This window comes from Halomonas sp. 25-S5 (assembly GCF_029889845.1).
Classification (GTDB): Bacteria; Pseudomonadota; Gammaproteobacteria; order Pseudomonadales; family Halomonadaceae; genus Halomonas.
Genome location: NZ_JARANV010000003.1, coordinates 208672 through 229878, shown reverse-complemented (window position 1 = coordinate 229878; position 21207 = coordinate 208672). Strand labels below are relative to the sequence as shown.

Genomic DNA, 21207 nt, shown 5'->3' with positions numbered 1-21207 from the left:
CTAGCCCTTTTCGAGATCATCATGATCGACATCGGCCTCCTCCGGGGCGCTGCTCCTGGCGACCGCGACCGCCAGGGCGGCAGGCGTGGCACCCGACGCCACGACGGGGAAACGAAACCCCAGCCTGCCGGCCAGTGTAGCCAACCGGGCGCTGGAAACGATTAGCGGTTGGTTCAAGGCGGCGTCTGTGCACCATCTTGCCAGATGTTCGAGGATTTCTCCGCTGCTGACCACCAGCGCACGATAATCGCCATTCGCCAAGCGCGCCTGCATGGCGAGATCGGGGTCGAGGAGGCGGCGGCGATAGACCGCCAGCCGGGTCACCCGGGCGCCGCGTGCCGCCAGGGTCTCGGCGATCAGGGGGCGCCCCCCTTCGCCGGCGACCAGCAGCACGCGCCGCTCCTCGAGGGCCTGCAGCGAGGCGAGCCGCAGCAGCGCCTCGCTGGTGTCCTCGCCGGCCGACGGCGACGGCACATGGACCCGCACCCCCAGACGCCGATGCAGCAGGGCGGCGGTGGAGGCCCCCACGGCATAGTAGTCGATGCCCACCGGCAGCTGCGGCCAGTAGCGTTCCAGCGCTTCGACCAGGCACTCGGCCGCGAAGGGGCTCACCACCACCACCTTATGGAAGTGGTCGATGTCCAGCCAGGCAGTCCGCGTCGCCGGGGCGTCCGGCAACGCCTCGAGGTGCATGACGTCCAGGCGATTGACGGCAAGGCCTCGGGCCTCGATGGCTGCAGCCAGCGGACCGGCCCGTTCGCCCGGGCGGGAGATCAGTACCGGCAGGTCTGCCATCAGACGGCGCCGTAGACCTCGGCGAGGATCTCGCCGGCGCCCTGGTCGAGCAGCTCCTCGGCGACGCGAATGCCCAGGGCCTCCGGCTCATGCAGGGAGCCGCGCCCCTCGGCACGCAGCACCCGGGTACCCTCCGGATTGCCCACCAGGGCACGCAGCCACAGGGTCTGGCCGTCATCCTCGAACACCGCATGACCACCGATGGGCACCTGGCAGCCCCCCTCCAGGCGAGTGTTCATGGCACGCTCGGCGCGCACCCGGGTCGCGGTGGTCGCGTCGTCCAGGGGGGTGAGCAGCGCCAGCAGTTCGGGGTCGTGCAGGCGACACTCGATACCCAGCGCCCCCTGGCCGCAGGCCGGCAGGCAGACCTCGGGGGGCAGCTCCATGGTGATGCGATCGTCGAGTCCCAGCCGCCGGAGGCCGGAGGTGGCCAGCAGGATGGCGTCGAACTCGCCGTCGTCAAGCTTGCCTAGCCGGGTCTGGACGTTGCCACGCAGGCTCAGGACCTCGAGATCGGGGCGCGCCTCGCGCATCTGCAGGCCGCGCCGCAGGCTCGAGGTGCCAATGCGCGCGCCCTCGGGCAGCGCATCCAGGGAGGCGTAGTGGTTGGAGACGAAGGCGTCGGTGGGCTCGGCGCCCTCGAGGATCACCGAGAGCCCCAGGCTCTCGGGAAAGTGCATGGGCACATCCTTCATGGAGTGCACGGCGATGTCGGCGCGGCCGTCGAGCATCGCCTCCTCCAGCTCCTTGACGAACAGCCCCTTGCCGCCGACCTTGGCCAACGGCGTGTCGAGGATCTTGTCGCCGCGGGTGGACATGGCCACCAGCTCCACCTTCAGGCCGGGATGGGCAGCCATCAGTCGGTCGCGGACATGCTCGGCCTGCCACATGGCCAGTTGACTCTTGCGGGTGGCGATACGCAGGGTATTGATGGCTTGCACGTGGTTCTCCCGTACCGGGTTGCCTGCCGTTGGCGCACGTTGTGCCGGCGCCCGGTGATGTCATGGATATCCCTCATCATAAAGCACCGCGCGGGGCAGGAAAAATCGCGTCGTCCCGCGGCGACCTTGCGCTGCCGTCCCTCGCCAGCCTCACGGACTCTGGTACACTTTCCGCCATGTCAAGGTAGTGCCGCCCCGGCGGCACTGCGGCCGGCCCGCCGGCCGTCACCCACCGCAATCATCTAGCAGGATGCCCAGCCCGATGAGCCCGAGTTCACCCAACCCCGGCACCAACCAGTCCTGGGGCGGCCGTTTCAGCGAGCCCACCGACGCCTTCGTCGAACGCTTCACCGCCTCGGTCGACTTCGACCAGCGCCTCGCCCTTCACGACATCCAGGGCTCGATCGCCCATGCCACCATGCTGGCGCGGGTCGGGGTGCTGACCGACGAGGAGCGCGACGCCATCATCGCGGGGCTCGGCGAGGTCCGCGGCGAGATCGAGTCTGGCGCCTTCGAGTGGTCCGTGGCCCTCGAGGACGTGCATATGAACATCGAGGCGCGGCTCACCGACAAGATCGGCATCACCGGCAAGAAATTGCATACCGGCCGCTCACGCAACGACCAGGTGGCCACCGACATCCGCCTCTTCCTGCGCGACGAGATCGACGTGGTCGGCGCCGAGCTGGCCCGCCTGCGCGAGGGGCTGATCACCCTGGCCGACCGCGAAGCCGACACCATCATGCCCGGCTTCACGCACCTGCAGACCGCCCAGCCGGTGACCTTCGGCCACCACCTGCTGGCCTGGCAGGAAATGCTCGCCCGCGACCACGAGCGCCTGCTCGACTGCCGCCGGCGGGTCAACGTGATGCCGCTCGGGGCGGCGGCGCTGGCCGGCACCACCTACCCCATCGACCGTCACGTCACCGCCGAGCTGCTGGGCTTCGAGCGCCCTGCCGAGAACAGCCTCGATGCGGTGAGCGATCGCGACTTCGCCATCGAGTTCACGGCCTTCGCCAGCATCCTGCTGATGCACTTGTCGCGCATGAGCGAGGAGCTGGTGCTGTGGACCAGCGCCCAGTTCGACTTCATCGACCTGCCCGACCGCTTCTGCACCGGCTCCTCGATCATGCCGCAGAAGAAGAACCCGGACGTGCCGGAACTGGTGCGCGGCAAGACGGGCCGCGTCTACGGCCACCTCATCGGCCTGCTGACGCTGATGAAATCCCAGCCCCTGGCCTACAACAAGGACAACCAGGAGGACAAGGAGCCGCTGTTCGACAGCCTGGATACCGTCAAGGGCTGCCTGCGCGCCTTCGCCGACATGGTGCCGGCCATCGAACCCAACAAGGCCAGCATGGCCGAGGCCGCCCGCCGCGGCTTCTCCACCGCCACCGACCTGGCCGACTACCTGGTGCGCAAGGGCGTGGCCTTCCGCGATGCCCACGAGATCGTCGGCCAGTCCGTGGCCTTCGGCCTCAAGAAGCACAAGGACCTCTCCGAGATGTCCCTCGAGGAGCTGCGCCAGTTCTCCGACACCATCGAGGCAGACGTCTTCGAGGTGCTGACCCTGGAGGGCTCGGTGGCCGCCCGCAACCATATCGGCGGCACCGCCCCGGACCAGGTGCGCGCCGCGGCCCAGCGGGCCCGTGACGCCCTGGCGACCCTGACGGGCCAGGCCTGATGCGTCGCCTCGCCCCCCTGACCCTGGGAATAGCCATGGGACTGGCCCTGGCCGGCTGCGGCCAGAAGGGCCCGCTCTACCTGCCCGGCGACGAGGCGGCCGCCGAGCGCTACGACCCTGCCGGCCAGCAGGAGGCGTCGGACGAGGACGCGGCCCGGCAGGACGACGACACCGATTCCCAAGAGAAGCGCTGATTTATGTCGCGAGCGAAAGATAGGCTGATCGCCGCCGGAGCACAGCAACCGGAGTTGACTGGCTGCTCAATGAGGATTGCGCGCACCGCCGGCGGCCAGGATATCGAGCGCAGCAATAAATCAACGTTTCTCCGAAGCGAGAGCTAGCATGGACCATTTCGAATACCGCGACGGCGTCCTCTACGGCGAGGACGTGCCGCTGACCCGCATCGCCGACGAGGTCGGCACCCCCTGCTACGTCTACTCCCGGGCCACCCTGGCACGCCATTTCCGCGCCTACACCGAGGCGCTGGGCAGCCATCCCCACCTGATCTGCTATGCGGTGAAGGCCAACAGCAACCTGGCGGTGCTGGGGCTGCTGGCGAGGCTCGGCGCCGGCTTCGACATCGTCTCCGTGGGCGAGCTGGAACGGGTGCTGGCCGCCGGCGGCGACCCGGCCAGGGTGGTCTTCTCCGGCGTGGCCAAGCAGCAGGCCGAGATGGCCCGGGCGCTGGAGGTAGGCATCAAGTGCTTCAACGTCGAGTCGCGCCCGGAACTCGAGCGCCTCGACGTCGTGGCCGGGCGGCTCGGCAAGGTCGCCCCGGTGTCGCTGCGGGTCAACCCGGACGTGGACGCCGGCACCCACCCCTACATCTCCACCGGGCTCAAGGACAACAAGTTCGGCATCCCGGTGGACGAGGCGCTGGCCGTCTACGAGCTGGCCGCCGCGCTCCCCAACGTGCGCGTCACCGGCCTGGACTGTCATATCGGCTCCCAGCTCACCGAGCTCTCGCCCTTCCTCGACGCCCTCGACCGGCTGCTGGCGCTGCTCGAACGCCTGCGCGAGCGCGGCATCGAGGTGCAACACCTGGACCTGGGCGGCGGCCTCGGCGTGCCCTACCGCGACGAACGCCCGCCGGCGCCCTTCGACTATGCCACCGCCCTGCTCGAGCGGCTGTCGAAGTGGCCGGGCAGCGAGCGTCTGACCCTGCTCTTCGAGCCGGGCCGCTCCATCGCCGCCAATGCCGGGGTGCTGCTGACCCGGGTCGAGTACCTCAAGCCCGGCGAGACCCGGAACTTCGCCATCGTCGATGCCGGCATGAACGACCTGATCCGCCCCGCCCTCTACCAGGCGTGGCAGGCGATCCTGGCGGTGGATACCCGCAAGCCGCGCGACACCGCGACCTATGACGTGGTCGGCCCGGTCTGCGAGACCGGCGACTTCCTGGGCAAGGAGCGCGCGCTCGCCATCGCCGCCGGCGACCTGCTGGCGGTGCGCTCCGCCGGCGCCTACGGCTTTGCGATGGCCTCGAACTACAACAGTCGCCCGCGCCCCGCCGAGGTGATGGTCGACGGCGACCGCGCCCATTTGGTACGCCGCCGCGAGCGCCTGGAAGCGCTGTGGGCGGGCGAGTCGCTGCTGCCCGACGACGAGGGGGAGGCACGCTGATGCTGCTGCACTTCACCAAGATGCAGGGGCTGGGCAACGACTTCATGGTGGTCGATCTGGTCACCCAGCGGGCCCGCCTGGCCGACGACCAGATCCGCCAGCTGGCCGACCGCCGCTTCGGCATCGGCTTCGACCAGCTGCTGGTCGTCGAGCCGCCGCGGGACGCGGAGATGGACTTCCGCTACCGGATCTACAACGCCGACGGCAGCGAGGTGGAGAACTGCGGCAACGGCGCCCGCTGCTTCGCCCGCTTCGTGCGCGACCAGCGCCTGACCCACAAGCACGAGATCCATGTCGAGACCGCCGGCGGTCCGCTGACCCTGGTGGTCGAGGACGACGGCCGGGTCCGCGTCGACATGGGAACACCGCGCTTCGCCCCCGAGGCACTGCCCTTCGAGGCCGCCGAGGACCGCCTGCTCCACCCGCTGGAAGTGGACGGCGAGCGCCTCGAGGTAGGCGTGGTGTCGATGGGCAACCCCCATGCGGTGCTGCGCGTCGACGACGTCGACACGACCCCCGTCGAGCGCCTGGGGCCGGCCCTCGAGGCCCATCCGCGCTTCCCGCGGCGGGTCAACGTGGGCTTCATGCAGGTGGTGACGCCCCACGAGATCCGCCTGCGGGTGTATGAACGCGGCAGCGGCGAGACCCTGGCCTGCGGTACCGGCGCCTGCGCCGCGGTGGCCAGCGGCATCCGCCGAGGGCTGCTGGAAAGCCCGGTCACCGTCCACCTGCGCGGCGGCGACCTGCGCATCGAGTGGGCCGGCGGCGACGCCTCCCTGATCATGACCGGTCCCGCCGAGCGCGTCTTCGACGGCCGCGTCGTCCTGAACTGAGTCGCCCCGCCACCAAAGGAGAAGCTCCCATGACCCGAGCCGCCCCCGACCCGCGCAAGACCCTCGACCCCGATCGGGTGGCCCAGTGGCTGGCCTGTCACCCGGACTTCTTCGTCGGTCGCGAGGGCCTGCTGCAGCAGCTCAAGGTCCCGCATCCCGAGGCCCGTGGCGCCACCTCGCTGCTCGAGCGGCTGGTCCACGACCTGCGCTCCCGCGCCGAGCAGGCCGAATGGCGCCTGGAGCAGCTGTTGGAGTCGGCCCGCCACAACGAGGGCCAGTATCGCCGCACCCGCGAGCTGGTGCTGGCGCTGCTCGAGGCCGAGGACAACGACGCCCTGGGCCAGGCGCTGGCCACCCAGCTCGCCGAGCGCTTCCATACCCCGGCGCTGGCGCTGTGGTGTCCGGCCAGCCTGACCGATGCCGAGCCGCGGCCGCCTCAGGCCCCGCGCCAGGTCCTCGACGACCATGCCGGCCAGCGCCTGGCCGCCCTGCTCGACGGCCGCCCCAGCCGCTGCACGCGACTGACGCCGACCGACTGGAAGCGCCTGCTGCCCCATGTGCCGGCGCCCGACAAGGCCGGCTCCTGCGCCCTGTCGCGGCTGACCCTGGGCGAGCCGCTGGGCTACCTGGTGCTGGCGAGCCCCGACCCGGACCACTTCCGCGCCAGCATGGATACCCTGTTCACCGAGTACGTGGCCGAGGTGGTGGCGCGGCTGCTGGTGCGCCTGGCCCCGGCCTCGCCGTGACCGGTCGTGCGCTGGGCGCCGAGGTCGAGGTCTTCCTGGCCGGGCTGGCCCGCACTGCCAGTCCGGCCACGGTGGACGCCTACCGGCGTGACCTGGCGGCCCTGGTGGCCTTCCTCGAGGCCGAGGCCATCGACGACTGGTCAGCGCTGGATGCCGCCCTGCTGCGCCGCTTCCTGGGCAGCGAGCGCATGCGGGGGCAGGCCCCGCGCAGCCTGGCCCGGCGGCGAGCGGCCATCTCGGGCTTCGCCCGCCACCTGGTGCAGGCCGGCCGGCTGCGCCACAACCCGGTGCCCCTGGTGCGCACGCCGCGCCAGCCCCGGCACTTGCCGCGCCCCCTGGACGTGGACCAGCTGGCCCGCTTCCTCGACACCCCCCACGATGGCTCGCCCCTGGCCCGGCGCGACCAGGCGATGCTGGAACTCTTCTATTCGAGCGGCCTGCGCCTGGCCGAGCTGGCGGCGCTGGACCTCGGCGACCTCCAGCCGCAGCGGGTGCGGGTGCTGGGCAAGGGCGGCAAGCCCCGCCAGGTGCCGGTGGGGCGCCGGGCGCGCCAGGCCCTGGACGCCTGGCGGGCGGTGCGCGTCCAGCTGGCCGACCGCGACACGCCGGCGCTGTTCGTCGGAGTGCGCGGCGCCCGGCTGGGCCATCGCGCCATCCAGAAGCGGCTGGCCGAGCTGGCCAGGGCCAGGGGCCTAGCCGAGCACCTCCATCCGCACCGGCTGCGCCACTCCTTCGCCAGCCACCTGCTAGAGTCGAGCCAGGACCTGCGGGCCGTGCAGGAGCTGCTGGGCCATGCGGACCTCGCCACCACCCAGGTCTACACCCGGCTCGACTGGCAGCACCTGGCGGCGAGCTACGACGCGGCCCACCCCCGGGCACGACGCCGCTCCGACGATGGCGGAAAGCCGTCATGACCCTGCGGGCGATCACCTTCGATCTGGATGACACCCTGTGGGACAACCGCGGCGTGATGGCGCGCACCGAGGCCGGCCACTACGCCTGGCTCGACGAGGCCCTGAGCGACTGGCTGGCCAACCGCGGCGAGACGCACCTCGGCCGCTTCGCCGAGCGTTTCCCCCTGGCGGCCTACCAGGCCAGCCGCCGACGCCTCGCCGAGCGACACCCGCTGCGTCGCGGTGACTTCAGCTGGCTGCGCGAACGCGCCCTCGTCGAGCTGCTGGAGGCCTTCGGGCTGCCGCGCAGCGCCGCCTGGCTGTGGGCCGCCGCGACCCTGGCGCGCTTCCACGAACTGCGCCTCGCGGTCTCGCCCCATCCCGAGGTGGAGCCGCTGCTCGAGGGGCTCGGCGGCCGCTACCGGCTGGGGGCCATCACCAACGGCAACCTGGCGCTGCACCGCCTGGCGCTGCACCGGCATTTCCGGGTAGCCATCGCCGCCGGCGAGATCCAGGCGCCCAAGCCGGACGCCCGCCCCTTCCTCGCCGCCCTGGCGCGGCTCGCCACGCCGCCCTCCCGGGCGCTGCACGTGGGGGATTCCTGGCAGGAGGACGTGCTGCCGGCCCTGCGCCTGGGCATGCGCGCGGCCTGGATCGCCGCCGACACGCCCCATGCCGGCGAGCTCCCCACGGGGGTGTACCGCCTTGGCCACGTGCGAGAGCTGCCGGCGTTGATCGACCGCCTGGAGCGTAAGGGCTAGGGCCCTCCGGGGTCAGCCCTGCTCGGGATCGAGCAGCCAACCATCGAGGCGTTCGTGCACCTCCTCGATGCCCTGCTTCTTGAGGGCGGAGAAGAGCTGAATGCTGACCAGGTCCTCCCACTCACGCAGCCGCGTGCGCACCTGCTGCAGTGCCGCCTTCGCCGCGCCGCTCTTCAGCTTGTCGGCCTTGGTCAGCAGGATATGAACGGGCATGCCGGCCTCGTCGGCCCAGCCGAGCAGGGTCTGGTCGAACTCCGTCAGCGGGTGGCGCACGTCCATCACCAACACCAGCCCGCGCAGCGAGCCGCGGCGCCGCAGGTAGTCGGAGAGATGGCGCTGCCACTCCAGCTTGACCTGCTCGGGCACCTTGGCATAGCCGTAGCCCGGCAGGTCGACCAGCCGGTGGCCGGCGTCCTCGCCCAGCACGAAGAAGTTGATCAGCTGGGTACGCCCTGGCGTCTTGGAGGTACGGGCCAGCGCCTTCTGCCGCGTCAGGGCATTGATGGCGCTGGACTTTCCGGCATTGGAACGGCCGGCGAAGGCCACCTCGGCCCCCTCGTCCGGCGGGCACTTGGCCAGGGTCGGGGCGCTGGTGAGGAAACGGGAGGCCTGATAATTGAAGCGAGAGTTGAGGCGAGTGTTGAGTCGCGACATGGCGGGAAAATCCTGACGTTGATCAAGGGCGCCACGGCTTGCATTCCCGCGGCTCGGGTGTTCCGTTATAATGCAGTGTCTTTGTCTGCGACCCGGGGCGCACCAGTATACCACCGTGCTCCGGCCGTCAGCGACCGACCACAGGGCGTCGGCGACGACCGGCCAGAGGGCACCCGGCCTCGAGGATCGGGCGGCACCCGGGGTACGTACCGGCCAACAACGTAACGGGATAGTGGAACAGCGATGAGAAAGCTACTGGCAAGCCTGGCAATCACCATGGGCGCCGTCGGCATGGCCCATGCAGACCTTCAAGCGGATGCCGATGCCGCGGCGGGCAAGAACAAGGCGCAGGCATGCGCCGCCTGCCACGGGCAGCAGGGCATCAGCCCGTCCGGCATCTTCCCCAACCTGGCCGGTCAGCAGGCCTCCTACCTGGCCAAGCAGATCATGGACATCCGTGACGGCAACCGCATGGTGCCCCAGATGGCCGGCCAGGTGGACAACTTCTCCGACCAGGACGCCTGGGACGTGGCGGTCTACTTCTCCGACATGGACCCCGCCCTGGGCCAGGCCGACGCCGACGAGGCGCTGATCGAACGTGGCCGTGAACTGTACCGTGCCGGCGACATGGCCAAGGGCGTCCCCGCCTGCGCCGCCTGCCACACACCCACCGGCGGGGGCATCGGCAGCGCCGTCTACCCGGCGCTCTCCGGCCAGAAGCACGACTACGTGGTAGCCAACCTGAAGGCCTTCGCCTCCGGCGCGCGCAACAACGACCCGGCCAACATGATGGGCGACATCGCCTCCAAGCTGAGCGATCGCGACATGGAAGCCGTGGCCAACTACGTGCTCGGCCTGCACTGAGGCCGACCCGGCGCACCGCGCTGGCACGCCGAGGGCGGCCTTTGGCCGCCCTCGGTGTCTGCGGGGAACCCCAGCCGCGGGCGAGACTCAAAGCCAGCGATGTGCCCTCCATCGGCACTGGATCACGATTCTTTCAAGGAGAACCCCATGCTCAAGCCCCTGATGCTCGTCCTCGCCGGCCTCGCCCTGCCGGGCCTGGCCACCGCCCAGTCCCTCGTCGAGGGCGAGCACTACGAGGTGCTCGACAACCCGGTGGAGACCCAGGTCGAGGACCAGCGCATCGAGGTGACCGAGGCCTTCTGGTACGGCTGTCCCCACTGCTACAACCTGGAGGACCCGCTCAACGCCTGGGTCGCCGAGCAGCCCGAGGATGTCGCCTTCCAGCGCATGCCAGCCACCATGGGCGGCGACTGGAACACGCATGCGTTCGCCTTCTATGCGGCCCAGCAACTGGGGATCCTCGACGCCCTGCATGACGACTTCTTCCACGCCATCCACGAGGAGGGGCGCAGCCTGACCGAGCCCGAGGCCATCACCGCCTTCTTCAGCGACTATGGCGTCAGCGAGAAGGAGGCCCGCGAGGCGCTGGGCTCTTTCGGCGTCAAGGGCAAGGTGAACCAGGCCCATGCCCGCATGCGCCAGATGCAGCTGATGGGCGTGCCAGCACTGATCGTCGATGGCCGCTACCTGGTCACGCCGAGCTCGGCCGGTAGCCTCGACAACATGCCGCAGGTGGCCGGTGCCCTGGTCGAGCGGGTCCGCGAGGAGCGTGCTGACTGAGATGTCCCATCTGGCCGAGGCAAGGACGCCGCTGCTCGAGGGTGGCCACCTGAAGCTGCTCACCTTCAATCTGCAGGTGGGCATACAGACCTCGGCCTACCACCACTACCTGACGCGCAGCTGGCAGCACCTGCTACCGCACCCGAACCGGCTGCGGCGTCTGGACATGATCGGCGAGGTGCTCGGTCGCTTCGACATCGTCGGCCTCCAGGAGGCCGACGGCGGGAGCTTCCGCTCGAGCCAGGTCAACCAGGTGGCGTACCTGGCCAGCCATGCCGGCTTTCCCCACCATTTCCAGCAGCTCAACCGCAACTTGGGCCGCATCGCCCAACACAGCAACGGGCTGCTGTCGCGACTGCCCCCGGCCCGCATCGAGGAGTATCGCCTGCCCGGCACCCTGCCCGGCCGCGGCGCCATCCATGCCCGCTACGGCGAGGGTCCCGATGCCCTGCACCTGTTCGTCGCCCACCTGGCGCTGAGCCACCGCGGCCGGGTGCGCCAGCTCGACTACCTCAGCGAGATCATCCAGCCGCTGCGCCATGTGGTGGTGATGGGGGACCTCAACTGCACCCCCGACCAGCTCCACGGCCACGCGCGCTTCTGTGCCTCGCTGCCGCTGCATCCGGTACGCCCGCCGCTCAGCTATCCTTCCTGGCAGCCCCGCCGGGCCCTGGACCACATCCTACTCTCGAAGTCCCTCCAGGCCGACGAGGTGCGAGTGCTCGACCACCTCTTCTCGGACCACCTGCCCATCGCCGTGGATATCCGGCTGCCCGAGGCCTGCCTGGAAACCTGCCGGGCCGCCACCCACGGCGCCACCCACGGCGCCGCCCGGCGGCGACGCTGACGGTCACCGCGCACTACCGTATAGGCAACGTTGGTTCGAGTGGCTGCTGCCGGCCCGCCGATGTGCGACCATGATGCCCCACCAGACGCGAAGACCGAACAGCGAGACCCACACCCATGGCCCAATCCCGCGAGCTGCCAGGCGTCATTGCCTGGCTCGACCGTGCCTCGGAATGGCTCGGCAGGAGCCTCTCCTGGCTTGTCCTGGCGATGATGCTGATCCAGTTCCTGATCGTGGTGCTGCGCTACGCCTTCAGCTTCAACAGCATCCCCATGCAAGAGTCGGTGATGTACATGCATGCCACGGTGTTCATGCTGGCCGCGGCCTGGACCCTCAAACATGACGGCCATGTGCGAGTGGATATCTTCTACCGCGCCATGACGCCGAGGCGCAAGGCGCTGGTCGATCTCTGCGGCACCCTCTTCCTGCTGCTGCCGGTGATGGCCTTCGTGATCCTCACGAGCCTGAGCTACGTCGGCCGGTCATGGAGCATTCTCGAGGGCTCGCCCGATTCCGGCGGCATCCCCGGCGTCTTCCTGCTCAAGACCCTGATTCCGCTGTTCGCCGGCCTGATGCTTCTGCAGGGCCTGGTGGAAGCCACCCGCCACTTCCTGGTCCTCACCGGACGCATGGATCCCCCCGCCCATGACCACGACCACGCCGAGGAGCGCCTGTGATGCTGGAGTTCATGCCGCTGGTGCTGTTCGTCGTCATCTGCATGGTGCTGATGGCCGGTTATCCCGTCGCCCTGTCGCTGGCCGGCACCGCGCTGGCCTTCGCGGGCCTGGGGCTGGGCTTCGAGGCCCTGGGGATCGATGCCAACTTCGACGCTGGCTACCTGGGCGCCTTCCCCAATCGTCTCTACGGCATCATGACCAACCAGACCCTGCTGGCGGTGCCGCTGTTCGTGCTGATGGGGGTGCTGCTGGAGAAGTCCAAGGTCGCCGAGAACCTGCTCGATGCCATGGCGCTGCTGTTCGGCTCGCTGCGCGGCGGCCTGGGCATCTCGGTGACCCTGGTGGGGATGCTGCTGGCGGCCTCTACCGGCATCGTCGGCGCCACCGTGGTGACCATGGGCTTGATGTCGCTGCCAACCATGCTCAAGCGCGGCTACAGCATGCCGCTGGCCACCGGCACCATCTGCGCCACCGGCACCCTGGGACAGATCATCCCGCCCTCCATCGCCCTGGTGCTGCTCGGTGACGTGCTCTCCTCCGCCTACCAGCAGGCCCAGCTCTCGATGGGCATCTTCAGCCCCAAGACGGTCTCGGTGGGCGATCTGTTCATGGGTGCCCTGGTGCCAGGGCTGATCCTGGTGGTGCTCTACATCGCCTATGTCTCCGTGGTCGCCTGGCTCAGGCCAGCTTCCGCCCCGCCTGCTGACCGCAAGGAACTGATGGCCGAGCTGGGTCATGAAGGGGGCCTGGGGCTCTTGGTGCTCAAGGGGCTGGTGCCGCCCATCGTGCTGATAGTGGCCGTGCTGGGCTCGATTCTCGGCGGCTTCGCCACGCCCACCGAGGCAGCGGGCGTCGGTGCCTTCGGCGCCCTTGTCCTGTCGCTGGCCTATCGGCGCCTGGACCTCGCCACCCTCAGGGAGGTGCTGCGCTCGACGACCCATGTCACCACCATGGTGTTCATGATCCTGATCGGTGCCGCGCTCTTCTCGCTGGTGTTCCGCGCCTATGGCGGCGAGGAGCTGATCCACGAGGTCTTCAACAACATGCCCGGCGGCGTGGTGGGCGCCACCCTGGTCGTGATGCTGGTGATCTTCCTGCTCGGCTTCATCCTCGACTTCATCGAGATCACCTTCGTGGTGGTACCCATCGTCGGGCCGATCCTGCTGGCGATGGGGCTCGACCCCATCTGGCTGGGCATCATGATCGCCATCAACCTGCAGACCTCCTTCCTGACGCCGCCCTTCGGCTTCGCGCTCTTCTACTTGCGCGGTGTGGCCCCGGAGTCAGTGCCCACCTCGGCGATCTACAAGGGGGTGATCCCGTTCATCGGGCTGCAGCTGTGCATGCTGCTGGCTCTGGCCTTCTTCCCGGGGCTCGCCACCTGGCTGCCGGGGCAGTTCTAACCGGCCGAGGGGACACGCAAGGGTTCCCGGCCCGCGCGGACCGGCGACGCCAGGACAGGCCGTTTTCCGGCACCGCCTGCGGTGCCACCCGGCTGGCCCCCGTGGCCGCCGGACACACGCCAGCCCTCGCGAGGGCTTTCAACGACAAGACCCACAATACCCAGAGGGAAAGCACATGAAACTCAGATCACTCGCCGTCGCCGTAGCCATGAGCGGTGCCGTCTCCGGCCTGATGCTGGTCTCCAGCGTCGGCAACACGGCGCAGGCCCAGGAAACCTTCGAGTGGAAGATGGTCACCTCCTGGCCGAAGAACTTTCCGGGCGTCGGCCAGGGGCCCGAGCGCCTGTCGACACTCGTCGAGGAGATGTCCGACGGGCGCCTGACCATCGAGGTCTTCGGCGCCGGCCAGCTGGTGCCGGGCTTCGAGGTGTTCGACGCCGTCTCCGAGGGCACCGCGGAGCTGGGCCATTCCGCCTCCTACTACTGGAAGGGCAAGGCGCCGGCCGCCCAGTTCTTCGCCGCCGTGCCCTTCGGCATGAATGCCCAGGAGATGAACGCCTGGTTGCACTACGGTGGCGGTATGGAGCTCTGGAATGAGCTCTACGACGACTTCGGCGTCGACGTGCTGGTCGCTGGCGCCTCCGGCGTGCAGATGGGCGGCTGGTACAACAAGGAGATCAACTCCGTCGACGACCTGAACGGCCTGAAGATGCGCATGCCGGGCCTGGGCGGCGAGGTGATGGACCGCATGGGCGTGGCCATCGTCAACATGCCGGGCGGCGAGATCTTCACGTCACTGCAGTCCGGCGCCATCGACGCCACCGAGTGGATCGGCCCCTACAACGACCTGGCCTTCGGCCTGCACCAGGCCGCCGACTATTACTACTACCCAGGCTGGCACGAGCCGACCGTGATGTTCGAGGCGATCATCAACGAAGAGGCCTATGCCTCGCTGCCCGCCGACCTGCAGGCGATCCTGCGCACCGCGGTGCGCGACATCAATGCCGATGTGCTGGATGAGTACACCGCCCGCAACAACGACGCCCTGGAAACCCTGGTCAACGAGCACGACGTGGAACTGCGCCGCCTGCCGGACGACGTCCTGGCCCAAGCCAAGAAGCACTCCGCCGACGTGGTTGCCGAGCTCGCCGAGTCAAGCGACATGGCCCGGAAGATCTACGACTCCTACCAGGCCTTCCAGAACAAGGTGGTGGACTATCACGCCATCTCCGAGCAGGCCTACTACAACGCCCGCAACCCGGAAGGCGACTCCACCAGCGAATGATCGCCTGAGCGCTACCGGGCCCTGGCCCGGTAGCGCATCCCCCACGGGGGGCCCGGCGGTTTCCTCAACCGCCGACCAGCACCTCGATATGGTGCATCCAGTCGATCATCGGGGCCGGATAGATCCCCAGCACCACCACCAGGGCGGCCGCCCCCAGCACCACCACGCCACCGGCCTGGATCGCCCAGTTCTCGGGCGCATCACGCCGCTGCATGCCCGCCTCGGCGAGGAACAGCGTGACCATCACCCGCAGGTAGTAGAAAAGCCCGATGGCACTGCCCAGGATCACGGCGGCAACCAGCCACCAGCGCTCGGCCTCGACGCCCAGGGCGATGATATAGAACTTGCCGATGAAGCCGGCGGTGAAGGGAATCCCCGCCAGTGACAGCAGGGTGATCGTCAGCACCGCGGTCAGGTAGGGACGCCGCCAGAACAGCCCGCGATAGTGGTGCAGCGCTGCCGTGTCCTCGCCGCCCTGGGTGCCGGTGACATAGGGGCTGGAGAGCAGCGTGACTACCCCGAAGGCACCCAGGGTGGCAAGCAGGTAGGTCACCAGGTAGACAGCGGAGGCCTCGACCGACAGGCCATCGCCGATCACCAGCGCGGTGAGCAGGTAGCCGAAGTGGGCGATCGACGAATAGCCCAGCAGGCGCTTGAGGTTCGACTGGGTCAGCGCCAGCAGATTGCCGACCAGCATCGTGAGAATCGCCAGCACCGCCAGCACGTTGTGCAACCAGCCATCCTGGAAGGCCGGGGCCGTTATCACCAGGCGCAGCAGCACCACGAATACGGCCACCTTGCTGGCCGTGGCCAGGAAGGTGGCCGCCGGACCAGGCCCACCCTGGTAGACGTCTGGGGTCCACATGTGAAACGGCACGACCGAGAGCTTGAAGGCCAGACCCATCATCATCAGGGCAGCCCCGGCCAGCCCCCAGGCACCGAGCTCGCCACCGAGTCGCGCCGCCAGCCCGGCGACATCAAGATGACCGGTCTCGGCGTACAGCAGTGCCATGCCGAACAGCAGGAAAGTGGTCGCCGTGGCCGACAGCACCAGATACTTGACCCCCGCCTCGAGGGAGCGGCGCTCGCCGTAGACATAGGCCAGCATGCCATAGAGGGGGATCGACAATAGCTCCAGGCCGAAGAACAGCGTCGCCAGGTGGGTACTGGCCGACAGCACCAAGCCACCGGCCGTGGCGCACAGCAGCAGCAGATAGAACTCTTCCCGAGGACCGCTGTGCTGTGCCAGATAGGCATGCGCCAGGGTCGCGCAGGCCAACGCCGCCACCAGGATCAGCACCGCAGCGAAGATCGCCAGACCGTCGATGGCCAGCATCGGCGCCGCCAGCGGCGCCATGCGCCACACGCCGATCAGCGACAGCAGCGCCAGGTTGAGGCCCACCACGGTGACGATGGCGATACCCGTGTGATGGCGTCGCCAGGCGATCGCCAGCATCACCACGATGGCCGTGATGCAGACCAGGATCGGTGGTGCCAGGGCCAGCAGGTGCGTCGCGGTCAACGTCATGGCATTCCCGTCAGCAGAGTGGTCGACTGAGGCACGGCACCGAACAGGCGCTGTACCTCACCCATGGCTGCCGCGGTGGTATCCAGCAGGGGCTGGGGATAGAGCCCGAACAGCAACACTAACACCAGCAGCGTCAGCAACATCACGTATTCACGGTGGTCGAGGTCGGCCAACATCCCCTCTCCCTGCGGGGGGCCGAAGTACACCCGCTGCATCAGCAACAGGGAATAGATCGCCGCCAGAACCAGGCCGACGCTGGCGATCACCACCACCCAGGGGGCCACCGGAAAGCTGCCGAACAGGATCAGGAATTCGCCCAGGAAGTTGGCGGTCCCCGGCATGCCCAGCGAAGCGGCGACGAAGCACAGCGAGAAGCCCGGCAGGCTGCCCAGGCGCCCCCAGAGGCCACCCATCTCGCGCATGTCACGGGTGTGCAGGCGCTCGTAGAGCTGCCCGCTGAGAATGAACAACCCCGCCGCCGAGAAGGCATGGGCGACCATCATCAGTACGACGCCCTGCAGGGCCAGCGGGGTACCGGCGTAGATGCCGATCAGCACGAAGCCCATGTGGGCGATACTGGTATAGGCGATCAGCCGCTTGATGTCCTGCTGGCCGCAGGCCAGCAGTGCGCCATAGAAGATCCCGATCACGCCCAGGGTCATGGCCACCGGGGCGAACGCCTGGGAGGCTTCGGGAAACAGCGGCAGGGCGAAGCGCAGCATGCCATAGGCCGCGGTCTTGAGCAGGATACCCGCCAGATCGACGCTGCCGGCGGTGGGGGCCTGGGCATGGGCATCGGGCAGCCAGCCATGCACCGGCACCACCGGCAGCTTGACGGCGAAGGCCACGAAGAAGCCCAGCATCAGCCACATCGCCGTGGATTCGGAGAGTGGCGTCTGCATCAGCGTGGCATAGGCAAAGGAGTATTCGCCGGTGTTGGCATGGTGCGCGAATACCAGGCCGAGGATCGACACCAGCATCACAAGTCCGCTGGCCTGGGTGTAGATGAAGAACTTGGTCGCCGCGCGGATGCGGGTACGTCCTTCCGAGCCGCTGTGCCCCCACAGCGCGATCAGGAAGTACATCGGCACCAGCATCATTTCCCAGAAGAAGAAGAACAGGAAAAGGTCGATGGCCAGGAACACCCCGACCACCCCACCGAGGATCCACAGCAGGTTGAGATGGAAGAAGCCCACACGGCGCACGATCTCGTGCCACGAGCAGAGCACCGCCAGCACGCCCAGGAAGCCGGTCAGCGCGATCAGCACCAGCGACAGGCCGTCGAGCGCCAGGTGTACCTCGATGCCGAAGCGCGGAATCCAGGCCACCCGCCACTCCATCGACCAGCGCACTGAATCGCTGGCCATCCCGGCATTGGCCAGGTGATAGTCGCCGTGGAACCATAGCCCCAGGGTGATCGCCAGTTCGATCAGCATCGTCGCCAGCGCGATCCAGCGCGGCAGCAGGTCACCGAAGCGTTCTGCCTGCCAGCACAGCAGGCCCCCGATGAAGGGGATCAGGATCAGCCAGAACAGCGTCATAGATGGTGCCTTCCCTGTCGTTGAACCCTCGGTGGCACTTGCCCGTCGGCGCACGCGTGCGGTGTCACTCTCATAAGCCCCTCAGCACCAATACCATCAGCACCAGCGTCATGCCGGCCACCATGGTCCCGGCGTAGAGGCGCAGCTTGCCGGTCTGGGTCCCGCTCAGACCACGATGCAGCACCCACGACAGCCAGCCCGCCAGCAGCAGCAGGCGGTCGAGGAAGTCGCTGCGCAGCACTCGGACCAGGCCACGGTAGGGCCGCACGAACAGCCTGTCGTAGGCGATATCGAAGCCCCAGGCCTGGTGCCAGAACCGCCAAAGGCGTGCCTCCCAGCCGCCCGCCACGCGCTCGGCCAGCCAGCGCCGGCGCCACAGGAACAGCCAGGCGGCGATGACCAGCCCGCCCAGCGACACCAGTGCCGCGACGCTGGCCAGCACGCCGTGACCGACACCATGTACCTCCGCCCCGCCGCTGGCCGGCAGCACGCCCGCGAGCGGCGGATGGATCCAGGCACCGAGGAAGGTAGAGAGTACCGCCAGCACCAGCAACGGCAGGCCGTGCGCCGGGCCGCGGCCGGGCTCGGCATGGCGGGCGTTGTCGCTCTTCATCTCGCCATGGAAGGTGGCGATGATCAGCCGCAGGGTATACAGCGAGGTCAGCAATGCGCCGATCAGGCCGGCCAGCATCAGCCCGCCATGGCCGGCAGCCAGCGCCTCCCAGAGGATCTCATCCTTGCTGTAGTAGCCGGCGGTGACCAGCGGCAGCGCGGCCAGCGCCGCCCCGCCGATCACGAAGCCGGCATAGGCCAGCGGCAGGCGACGCCATAACCCGCCGAGGCGGCGCATGTCCTGCTCGTGATGGCAGCTGACGATCACCGCCCCGGCGGAGAGGAACAGCAGTGCCTTGAAGAAGGCGTGGGTCATCAGGTGGAAGATCGCCGCCTGATAGGCGCCGACACCCAGTGCCAGGAACATGTAGCCGATCTGGCTCATGGTCGAGTAGGCCAGCACGCGCTTGATGTCGGTCTGGGCGAGTGCGGCGAAACCGGCCATCAGCAGCGTCAGCGCACCGATCACGCCGACCAGGGTGAGTACCGCCGGCGCCAGCTCGAAGATCCCGTGCAGGCGGGCGATCAGATAGACGCCGGCGGTGACCATGGTCGCGGCGTGGATCAGCGCCGAGACCGGCGTGGGGCCCGCCATGGCATCGGCCAGCCAGGTGTGCAGCGGCAGTTGCGCCGACTTGCCCAGCGCCCCGCCGAGGATCAGCAGCGACGCGAGCTGCGCCTGCCAGGCGCCCTCGGCCCACACCTCAGGCGCCCGGGCGAGAATCTCGGTGATGTCCAGCGTGCCCAGCTCGCGGAACAGCAGGAACAGGCCGATCGCCAGGAAGACATCGCCCAGGCGGGTGACGATGAACGCCTTGAAGGCCGCCCAGCCATTGGCCGCGGTCCGGTAGTAGTAACCGATCAGCAGGTAGCTGCACAGGCCGACGCCTTCCCAGCCCAGGTAGAGCAGCAGCAGGTTGTCGCCGAGCACCAGCAGCAGCATGCTGGCCACGAACAGGTTCATGTAGGCGTAGAAGCGCCTTACCCCGGCCTCGCCCTGCATGTACCAGGCGGCGAACAGGTGGATGAGGAAGCCCACGCCGGTGATGATGCCGACCATGGTCAGCGACAGGCCGTCCAGCGCCAGGCCGATGGTCGGGCGAAAATCGCCGACCGTCACCCAGGTCCACAGCGTGATGCCGAGGCCCTGCCCGCCAGCGGCCAGGAATCGCCAGCCCACCCACAGCGACACCAGCACCGCCAGCCCCACGCTGGTCACGCCGACCCTCGTGCAGGCTCGCGCGTCGAGCCGGCCCCGCGACAGCGCGAGGATCAGGGTGCCGGCGAGCGGCAACAGGAAGGTCAGTGGCAGTAACGACATCGGCGGTGCCTCATCCGTGCATGCGACTGGCCGCGTCCACGTCCAGCGTCTTGAAACGATGATGGAGCTGGATCAACAGCGCCAGGGCGATACTGGCTTCCGCCGCCGCCAGGGTGATCACCAGCAGGAACATCGCCTGCCCCTCCGGCTGACCCCAGGCGGTGCCGGCGACGATGAACGCCAGTGCTGCGGCATTGAGCATGATCTCCAGGCTCATCAGCACGAACACCAGGTTGCGCCGGCAGATCAGTCCGGCGATCCCCAGCACGAAGAGGATGGCGGCCAATACCAGGCCGTGCTCCATGGGAATGCCGCTCATGCGCCCTCCTTGCGGGGCTGGGTGTCGCGACTGCCGGAAGGCGTCGGCCCCGGCACACGCCCGACATGCGAAGCGGTCACCAATGCCGCCAGCAGCAGCATGGCGGCGAGTTCGACAACCAGCAGCCAGGGACCGAACAGCAGGGTGCCCACGGCCTTGGCGGTCAGCGTCTCGCCGGCGATCATGCGCCCATTATCTCCGCTCCACAGCGTGGCGATCAGGGTCACCAGCAGCACCGCCGAGAGCACCGCCGGCCCCAGCCAGACCCGCGGTCGCAGCCACAAGCGTTCCTGGGCAGTGCCTTCATGACCGAGGTTGAGCATCATCACCACGAACACGAACAGCACCATGATCGCCCCGGCATAGACGATCACCTCCAGCGCCCCGGCGAAGGGCGCGCCCAGCGCGAAGAACACCAGCGCCACACTGATCAGCGAGACGATCAGGTAGAGCAGGGCGTGGACCGGATTGGTGTTGGTGACCACCCCCAGGGTGGCCAGCACCGCGACCAGGCCACTCAGATAGAAGGCGATGTCCATGGCATTTCCTCCTGCGCCTCAGGGCAGCAGTGTCTTGACGTCGATCGGCTCGGCCTCGTCCTGCGCCTTGCCCTTGTCCTTACCGGCGATCGCCAGCCCCGCCACCTTGTAGAAGTGGTAGTCGTGATCCTTGCCCGGCCCATTGATCAGCAGGTCTTGCTTCTCGTAGACCAGCTCCTGGCGCCGGTACTCACTCATTTCGAAGTCCGGGGTGAGCTGGATCGCCGAGGTCGGGCAGGCCTCCTCACACATCCCGCAGAAGATGCAGCGCGAGAAGTTGATGCGAAAGAACTCCGGGTACCAGCGCCCATCCTCGCGCTCGCCCTTCTGCAGCGAGATGCAGGCCACCGGACAGGCCACCGCGCAGAGGTTGCAGGCCACGCAACGCTCCTCGCCGTCGGGGTCGCGGGTCAGCACGATGCGCCCGCGGTAGCGCGGCGGCAGATACACCGGCTGTTCGGGATAGTTGACCGTCTCGCGCTTGCGGAAGCTGTGCATGAAGATCATGCCCAGGGTGCGCAGTTGCGAGATCGTGCCTTCGATCACCTTCATGAACATGGTGGT

Annotated in this window: 22 protein-coding genes; 13 read left to right on the top strand and 9 right to left on the bottom strand. The window is 68.5% G+C overall.

The window, feature by feature from the left end; genetic code table 11:
* Both OP498_RS04335 and hemC read right to left on the bottom strand, forming a co-directional pair.
* On the bottom strand, positions 1–795 hold the full coding sequence (locus OP498_RS04335; protein WP_280547057.1) for a uroporphyrinogen-III synthase: 795 nt from the start codon (positions 793–795) through the stop codon (positions 1–3).
* Positions 795–1736 carry a hydroxymethylbilane synthase gene (gene hemC, locus OP498_RS04330; protein ID WP_280547058.1) on the bottom strand — a complete coding sequence of 314 codons (942 nt, stop codon included), beginning with the start codon at positions 1734–1736 and terminating at the stop codon, positions 795–797. The genes OP498_RS04335 and hemC overlap by 1 nt, the downstream gene beginning before the upstream one ends.
* A gap of 262 nt (positions 1737–1998) precedes the next feature.
* Here hemC and argH point away from each other — a divergent pair, with 262 nt between their 5' ends.
* The 7 genes from argH (at position 1999) to OP498_RS04295 (ending at position 8273) form a co-directional block, all read left to right on the top strand.
* A complete protein-coding gene (argH, locus tag OP498_RS04325; protein ID WP_280552706.1) occupies positions 1999–3417 on the top strand; it encodes an argininosuccinate lyase in 1419 nt (472 codons plus the stop codon).
* Positions 3417–3611, top strand: a complete 195-nt coding sequence (locus tag OP498_RS04320) for a lipoprotein (protein ID WP_280547060.1) — start codon at positions 3417–3419, stop codon at positions 3609–3611. Before argH ends, OP498_RS04320 begins: the two co-directional genes overlap by 1 nt.
* Positions 3612–3759: 148 nt before the next feature.
* On the top strand, positions 3760–5040 hold the full coding sequence (gene lysA, locus OP498_RS04315; RefSeq protein ID WP_280552704.1) for a diaminopimelate decarboxylase: 1281 nt from the start codon (positions 3760–3762) through the stop codon (positions 5038–5040).
* A complete protein-coding gene (gene dapF, locus OP498_RS04310; RefSeq protein ID WP_280552702.1) occupies positions 5040–5873 on the top strand; it encodes a diaminopimelate epimerase in 834 nt (277 codons plus the stop codon). Before lysA ends, dapF begins: the two co-directional genes overlap by 1 nt.
* A gap of 29 nt (positions 5874–5902) precedes the next feature.
* The gene (locus tag OP498_RS04305) at positions 5903–6619 is read left to right on the top strand and encodes a DUF484 family protein (protein ID WP_280547063.1); all 717 of its coding nucleotides are present in this window, start codon (positions 5903–5905) and stop codon (positions 6617–6619) included.
* Entirely contained in the window at positions 6616–7533 is a 918-nt protein-coding gene (locus tag OP498_RS04300; RefSeq protein WP_280547065.1) for a tyrosine recombinase XerC, read from the top strand. The genes OP498_RS04305 and OP498_RS04300 overlap by 4 nt, the downstream gene beginning before the upstream one ends.
* Complete coding sequence (locus tag OP498_RS04295) at positions 7530–8273, top strand: HAD family hydrolase (RefSeq protein WP_280552700.1); 744 nt, start codon at positions 7530–7532, stop codon at positions 8271–8273. Before OP498_RS04300 ends, OP498_RS04295 begins: the two co-directional genes overlap by 4 nt.
* 12 nt (positions 8274–8285) lie before the next feature.
* Here OP498_RS04295 and yihA read toward each other — a convergent pair whose 3' ends face one another.
* On the bottom strand, positions 8286–8927 hold the full coding sequence (gene yihA / locus OP498_RS04290; protein ID WP_280547068.1) for a ribosome biogenesis GTP-binding protein YihA/YsxC: 642 nt from the start codon (positions 8925–8927) through the stop codon (positions 8286–8288).
* A gap of 243 nt (positions 8928–9170) precedes the next feature.
* Between yihA and OP498_RS04285 the strand changes: the two genes are divergently transcribed.
* The 6 genes from OP498_RS04285 (at position 9171) to OP498_RS04260 (ending at position 14783) form a co-directional block, all read left to right on the top strand.
* Complete coding sequence (locus tag OP498_RS04285) at positions 9171–9791, top strand: c-type cytochrome (protein WP_280547070.1); 621 nt, start codon at positions 9171–9173, stop codon at positions 9789–9791.
* A gap of 147 nt (positions 9792–9938) precedes the next feature.
* A complete protein-coding gene (locus tag OP498_RS04280) occupies positions 9939–10571 on the top strand; it encodes a thiol:disulfide interchange protein DsbA/DsbL (protein ID WP_280552698.1) in 633 nt (210 codons plus the stop codon).
* A 1-nt stretch (position 10572) separates the two neighbouring features.
* Positions 10573–11418 (top strand): endonuclease/exonuclease/phosphatase family protein, encoded by an 846-nt coding sequence (locus OP498_RS04275; RefSeq protein ID WP_280552696.1) that lies wholly within the window; start codon positions 10573–10575, stop codon positions 11416–11418.
* Positions 11419–11534: 116 nt separating this feature from the next.
* Positions 11535–12095 carry a TRAP transporter small permease subunit gene (locus OP498_RS04270; RefSeq protein ID WP_280547074.1) on the top strand — a complete coding sequence of 187 codons (561 nt, stop codon included), beginning with the start codon at positions 11535–11537 and terminating at the stop codon, positions 12093–12095.
* The gene (locus OP498_RS04265) at positions 12095–13498 is read left to right on the top strand and encodes a TRAP transporter large permease subunit (RefSeq protein WP_280547077.1); all 1404 of its coding nucleotides are present in this window, start codon (positions 12095–12097) and stop codon (positions 13496–13498) included. The genes OP498_RS04270 and OP498_RS04265 overlap by 1 nt, the downstream gene beginning before the upstream one ends.
* Positions 13499–13673: 175 nt before the next feature.
* Positions 13674–14783, top strand: coding sequence for a TRAP transporter substrate-binding protein (locus OP498_RS04260; protein WP_280547079.1), 1110 nt, complete (start codon positions 13674–13676; stop codon positions 14781–14783).
* Positions 14784–14847: 64 nt separating this feature from the next.
* On the opposite strand, the gene nuoN is transcribed toward OP498_RS04260, so the two are convergent.
* The 6 genes from nuoN to nuoI form a co-directional block, all read right to left on the bottom strand.
* The gene (gene nuoN, locus OP498_RS04255) at positions 14848–16311 is read right to left on the bottom strand and encodes an NADH-quinone oxidoreductase subunit NuoN (RefSeq protein ID WP_280547080.1); all 1464 of its coding nucleotides are present in this window, start codon (positions 16309–16311) and stop codon (positions 14848–14850) included.
* Positions 16308–17852 (bottom strand): NADH-quinone oxidoreductase subunit M, encoded by a 1545-nt coding sequence (nuoM, locus tag OP498_RS04250; RefSeq protein ID WP_280547081.1) that lies wholly within the window; start codon positions 17850–17852, stop codon positions 16308–16310. The genes nuoN and nuoM overlap by 4 nt, the downstream gene beginning before the upstream one ends.
* Before the next feature lie 70 nt (positions 17853–17922).
* Entirely contained in the window at positions 17923–19785 is a 1863-nt protein-coding gene (gene nuoL / locus OP498_RS04245) for an NADH-quinone oxidoreductase subunit L (RefSeq protein WP_280552694.1), read from the bottom strand.
* Positions 19786–19795: 10 nt separating this feature from the next.
* Entirely contained in the window at positions 19796–20104 is a 309-nt protein-coding gene (gene nuoK, locus OP498_RS04240; protein WP_280547083.1) for an NADH-quinone oxidoreductase subunit NuoK, read from the bottom strand.
* Positions 20101–20643: an NADH-quinone oxidoreductase subunit J gene (gene nuoJ, locus OP498_RS04235; protein WP_280552692.1), complete on the bottom strand. Its 543-nt coding sequence runs from the start codon at positions 20641–20643 to the stop codon at positions 20101–20103. Before nuoJ ends, nuoK begins: the two co-directional genes overlap by 4 nt.
* 18 nt (positions 20644–20661) lie before the next feature.
* The gene (gene nuoI / locus OP498_RS04230) at positions 20662–21201 is read right to left on the bottom strand and encodes an NADH-quinone oxidoreductase subunit NuoI (protein WP_280547085.1); all 540 of its coding nucleotides are present in this window, start codon (positions 21199–21201) and stop codon (positions 20662–20664) included.
* Positions 21202–21207: the final 6 nt, after the last annotated feature.

Coding starts and splice junctions, on each gene's coding strand:
- nuoI (WP_280547085.1), bottom strand. CDS start 21,201: ATGTTCATGAAGGTGATCGAAGGCACGATCTCGCAACTGCGCACCCTG.
- OP498_RS04305 (WP_280547063.1), top strand. CDS start 5,903: ATGACCCGAGCCGCCCCCGACCCGCGCAAGACCCTCGACCCCGATCGG.
- yihA (WP_280547068.1), bottom strand. CDS start 8,927: ATGTCGCGACTCAACACTCGCCTCAACTCTCGCTTCAATTATCAGGCC.
- dapF (WP_280552702.1), top strand. CDS start 5,040: ATGCTGCTGCACTTCACCAAGATGCAGGGGCTGGGCAACGACTTCATG.
- OP498_RS04320 (WP_280547060.1), top strand. CDS start 3,417: ATGCGTCGCCTCGCCCCCCTGACCCTGGGAATAGCCATGGGACTGGCC.
- OP498_RS04270 (WP_280547074.1), top strand. CDS start 11,535: ATGGCCCAATCCCGCGAGCTGCCAGGCGTCATTGCCTGGCTCGACCGT.
- OP498_RS04280 (WP_280552698.1), top strand. CDS start 9,939: ATGCTCAAGCCCCTGATGCTCGTCCTCGCCGGCCTCGCCCTGCCGGGC.
- OP498_RS04285 (WP_280547070.1), top strand. CDS start 9,171: ATGAGAAAGCTACTGGCAAGCCTGGCAATCACCATGGGCGCCGTCGGC.
- OP498_RS04295 (WP_280552700.1), top strand. CDS start 7,530: ATGACCCTGCGGGCGATCACCTTCGATCTGGATGACACCCTGTGGGAC.
- nuoM (WP_280547081.1), bottom strand. CDS start 17,852: ATGACGCTGTTCTGGCTGATCCTGATCCCCTTCATCGGGGGCCTGCTG.
- argH (WP_280552706.1), top strand. CDS start 1,999: ATGAGCCCGAGTTCACCCAACCCCGGCACCAACCAGTCCTGGGGCGGC.
- nuoL (WP_280552694.1), bottom strand. CDS start 19,785: ATGTCGTTACTGCCACTGACCTTCCTGTTGCCGCTCGCCGGCACCCTG.
- lysA (WP_280552704.1), top strand. CDS start 3,760: ATGGACCATTTCGAATACCGCGACGGCGTCCTCTACGGCGAGGACGTG.
- nuoJ (WP_280552692.1), bottom strand. CDS start 20,643: ATGGACATCGCCTTCTATCTGAGTGGCCTGGTCGCGGTGCTGGCCACC.
- OP498_RS04275 (WP_280552696.1), top strand. CDS start 10,573: ATGTCCCATCTGGCCGAGGCAAGGACGCCGCTGCTCGAGGGTGGCCAC.
- OP498_RS04335 (WP_280547057.1), bottom strand. CDS start 795: ATGGCAGACCTGCCGGTACTGATCTCCCGCCCGGGCGAACGGGCCGGT.
- OP498_RS04260 (WP_280547079.1), top strand. CDS start 13,674: ATGAAACTCAGATCACTCGCCGTCGCCGTAGCCATGAGCGGTGCCGTC.
- nuoK (WP_280547083.1), bottom strand. CDS start 20,104: ATGAGCGGCATTCCCATGGAGCACGGCCTGGTATTGGCCGCCATCCTC.
- OP498_RS04265 (WP_280547077.1), top strand. CDS start 12,095: ATGCTGGAGTTCATGCCGCTGGTGCTGTTCGTCGTCATCTGCATGGTG.
- nuoN (WP_280547080.1), bottom strand. CDS start 16,311: ATGACGTTGACCGCGACGCACCTGCTGGCCCTGGCACCACCGATCCTG.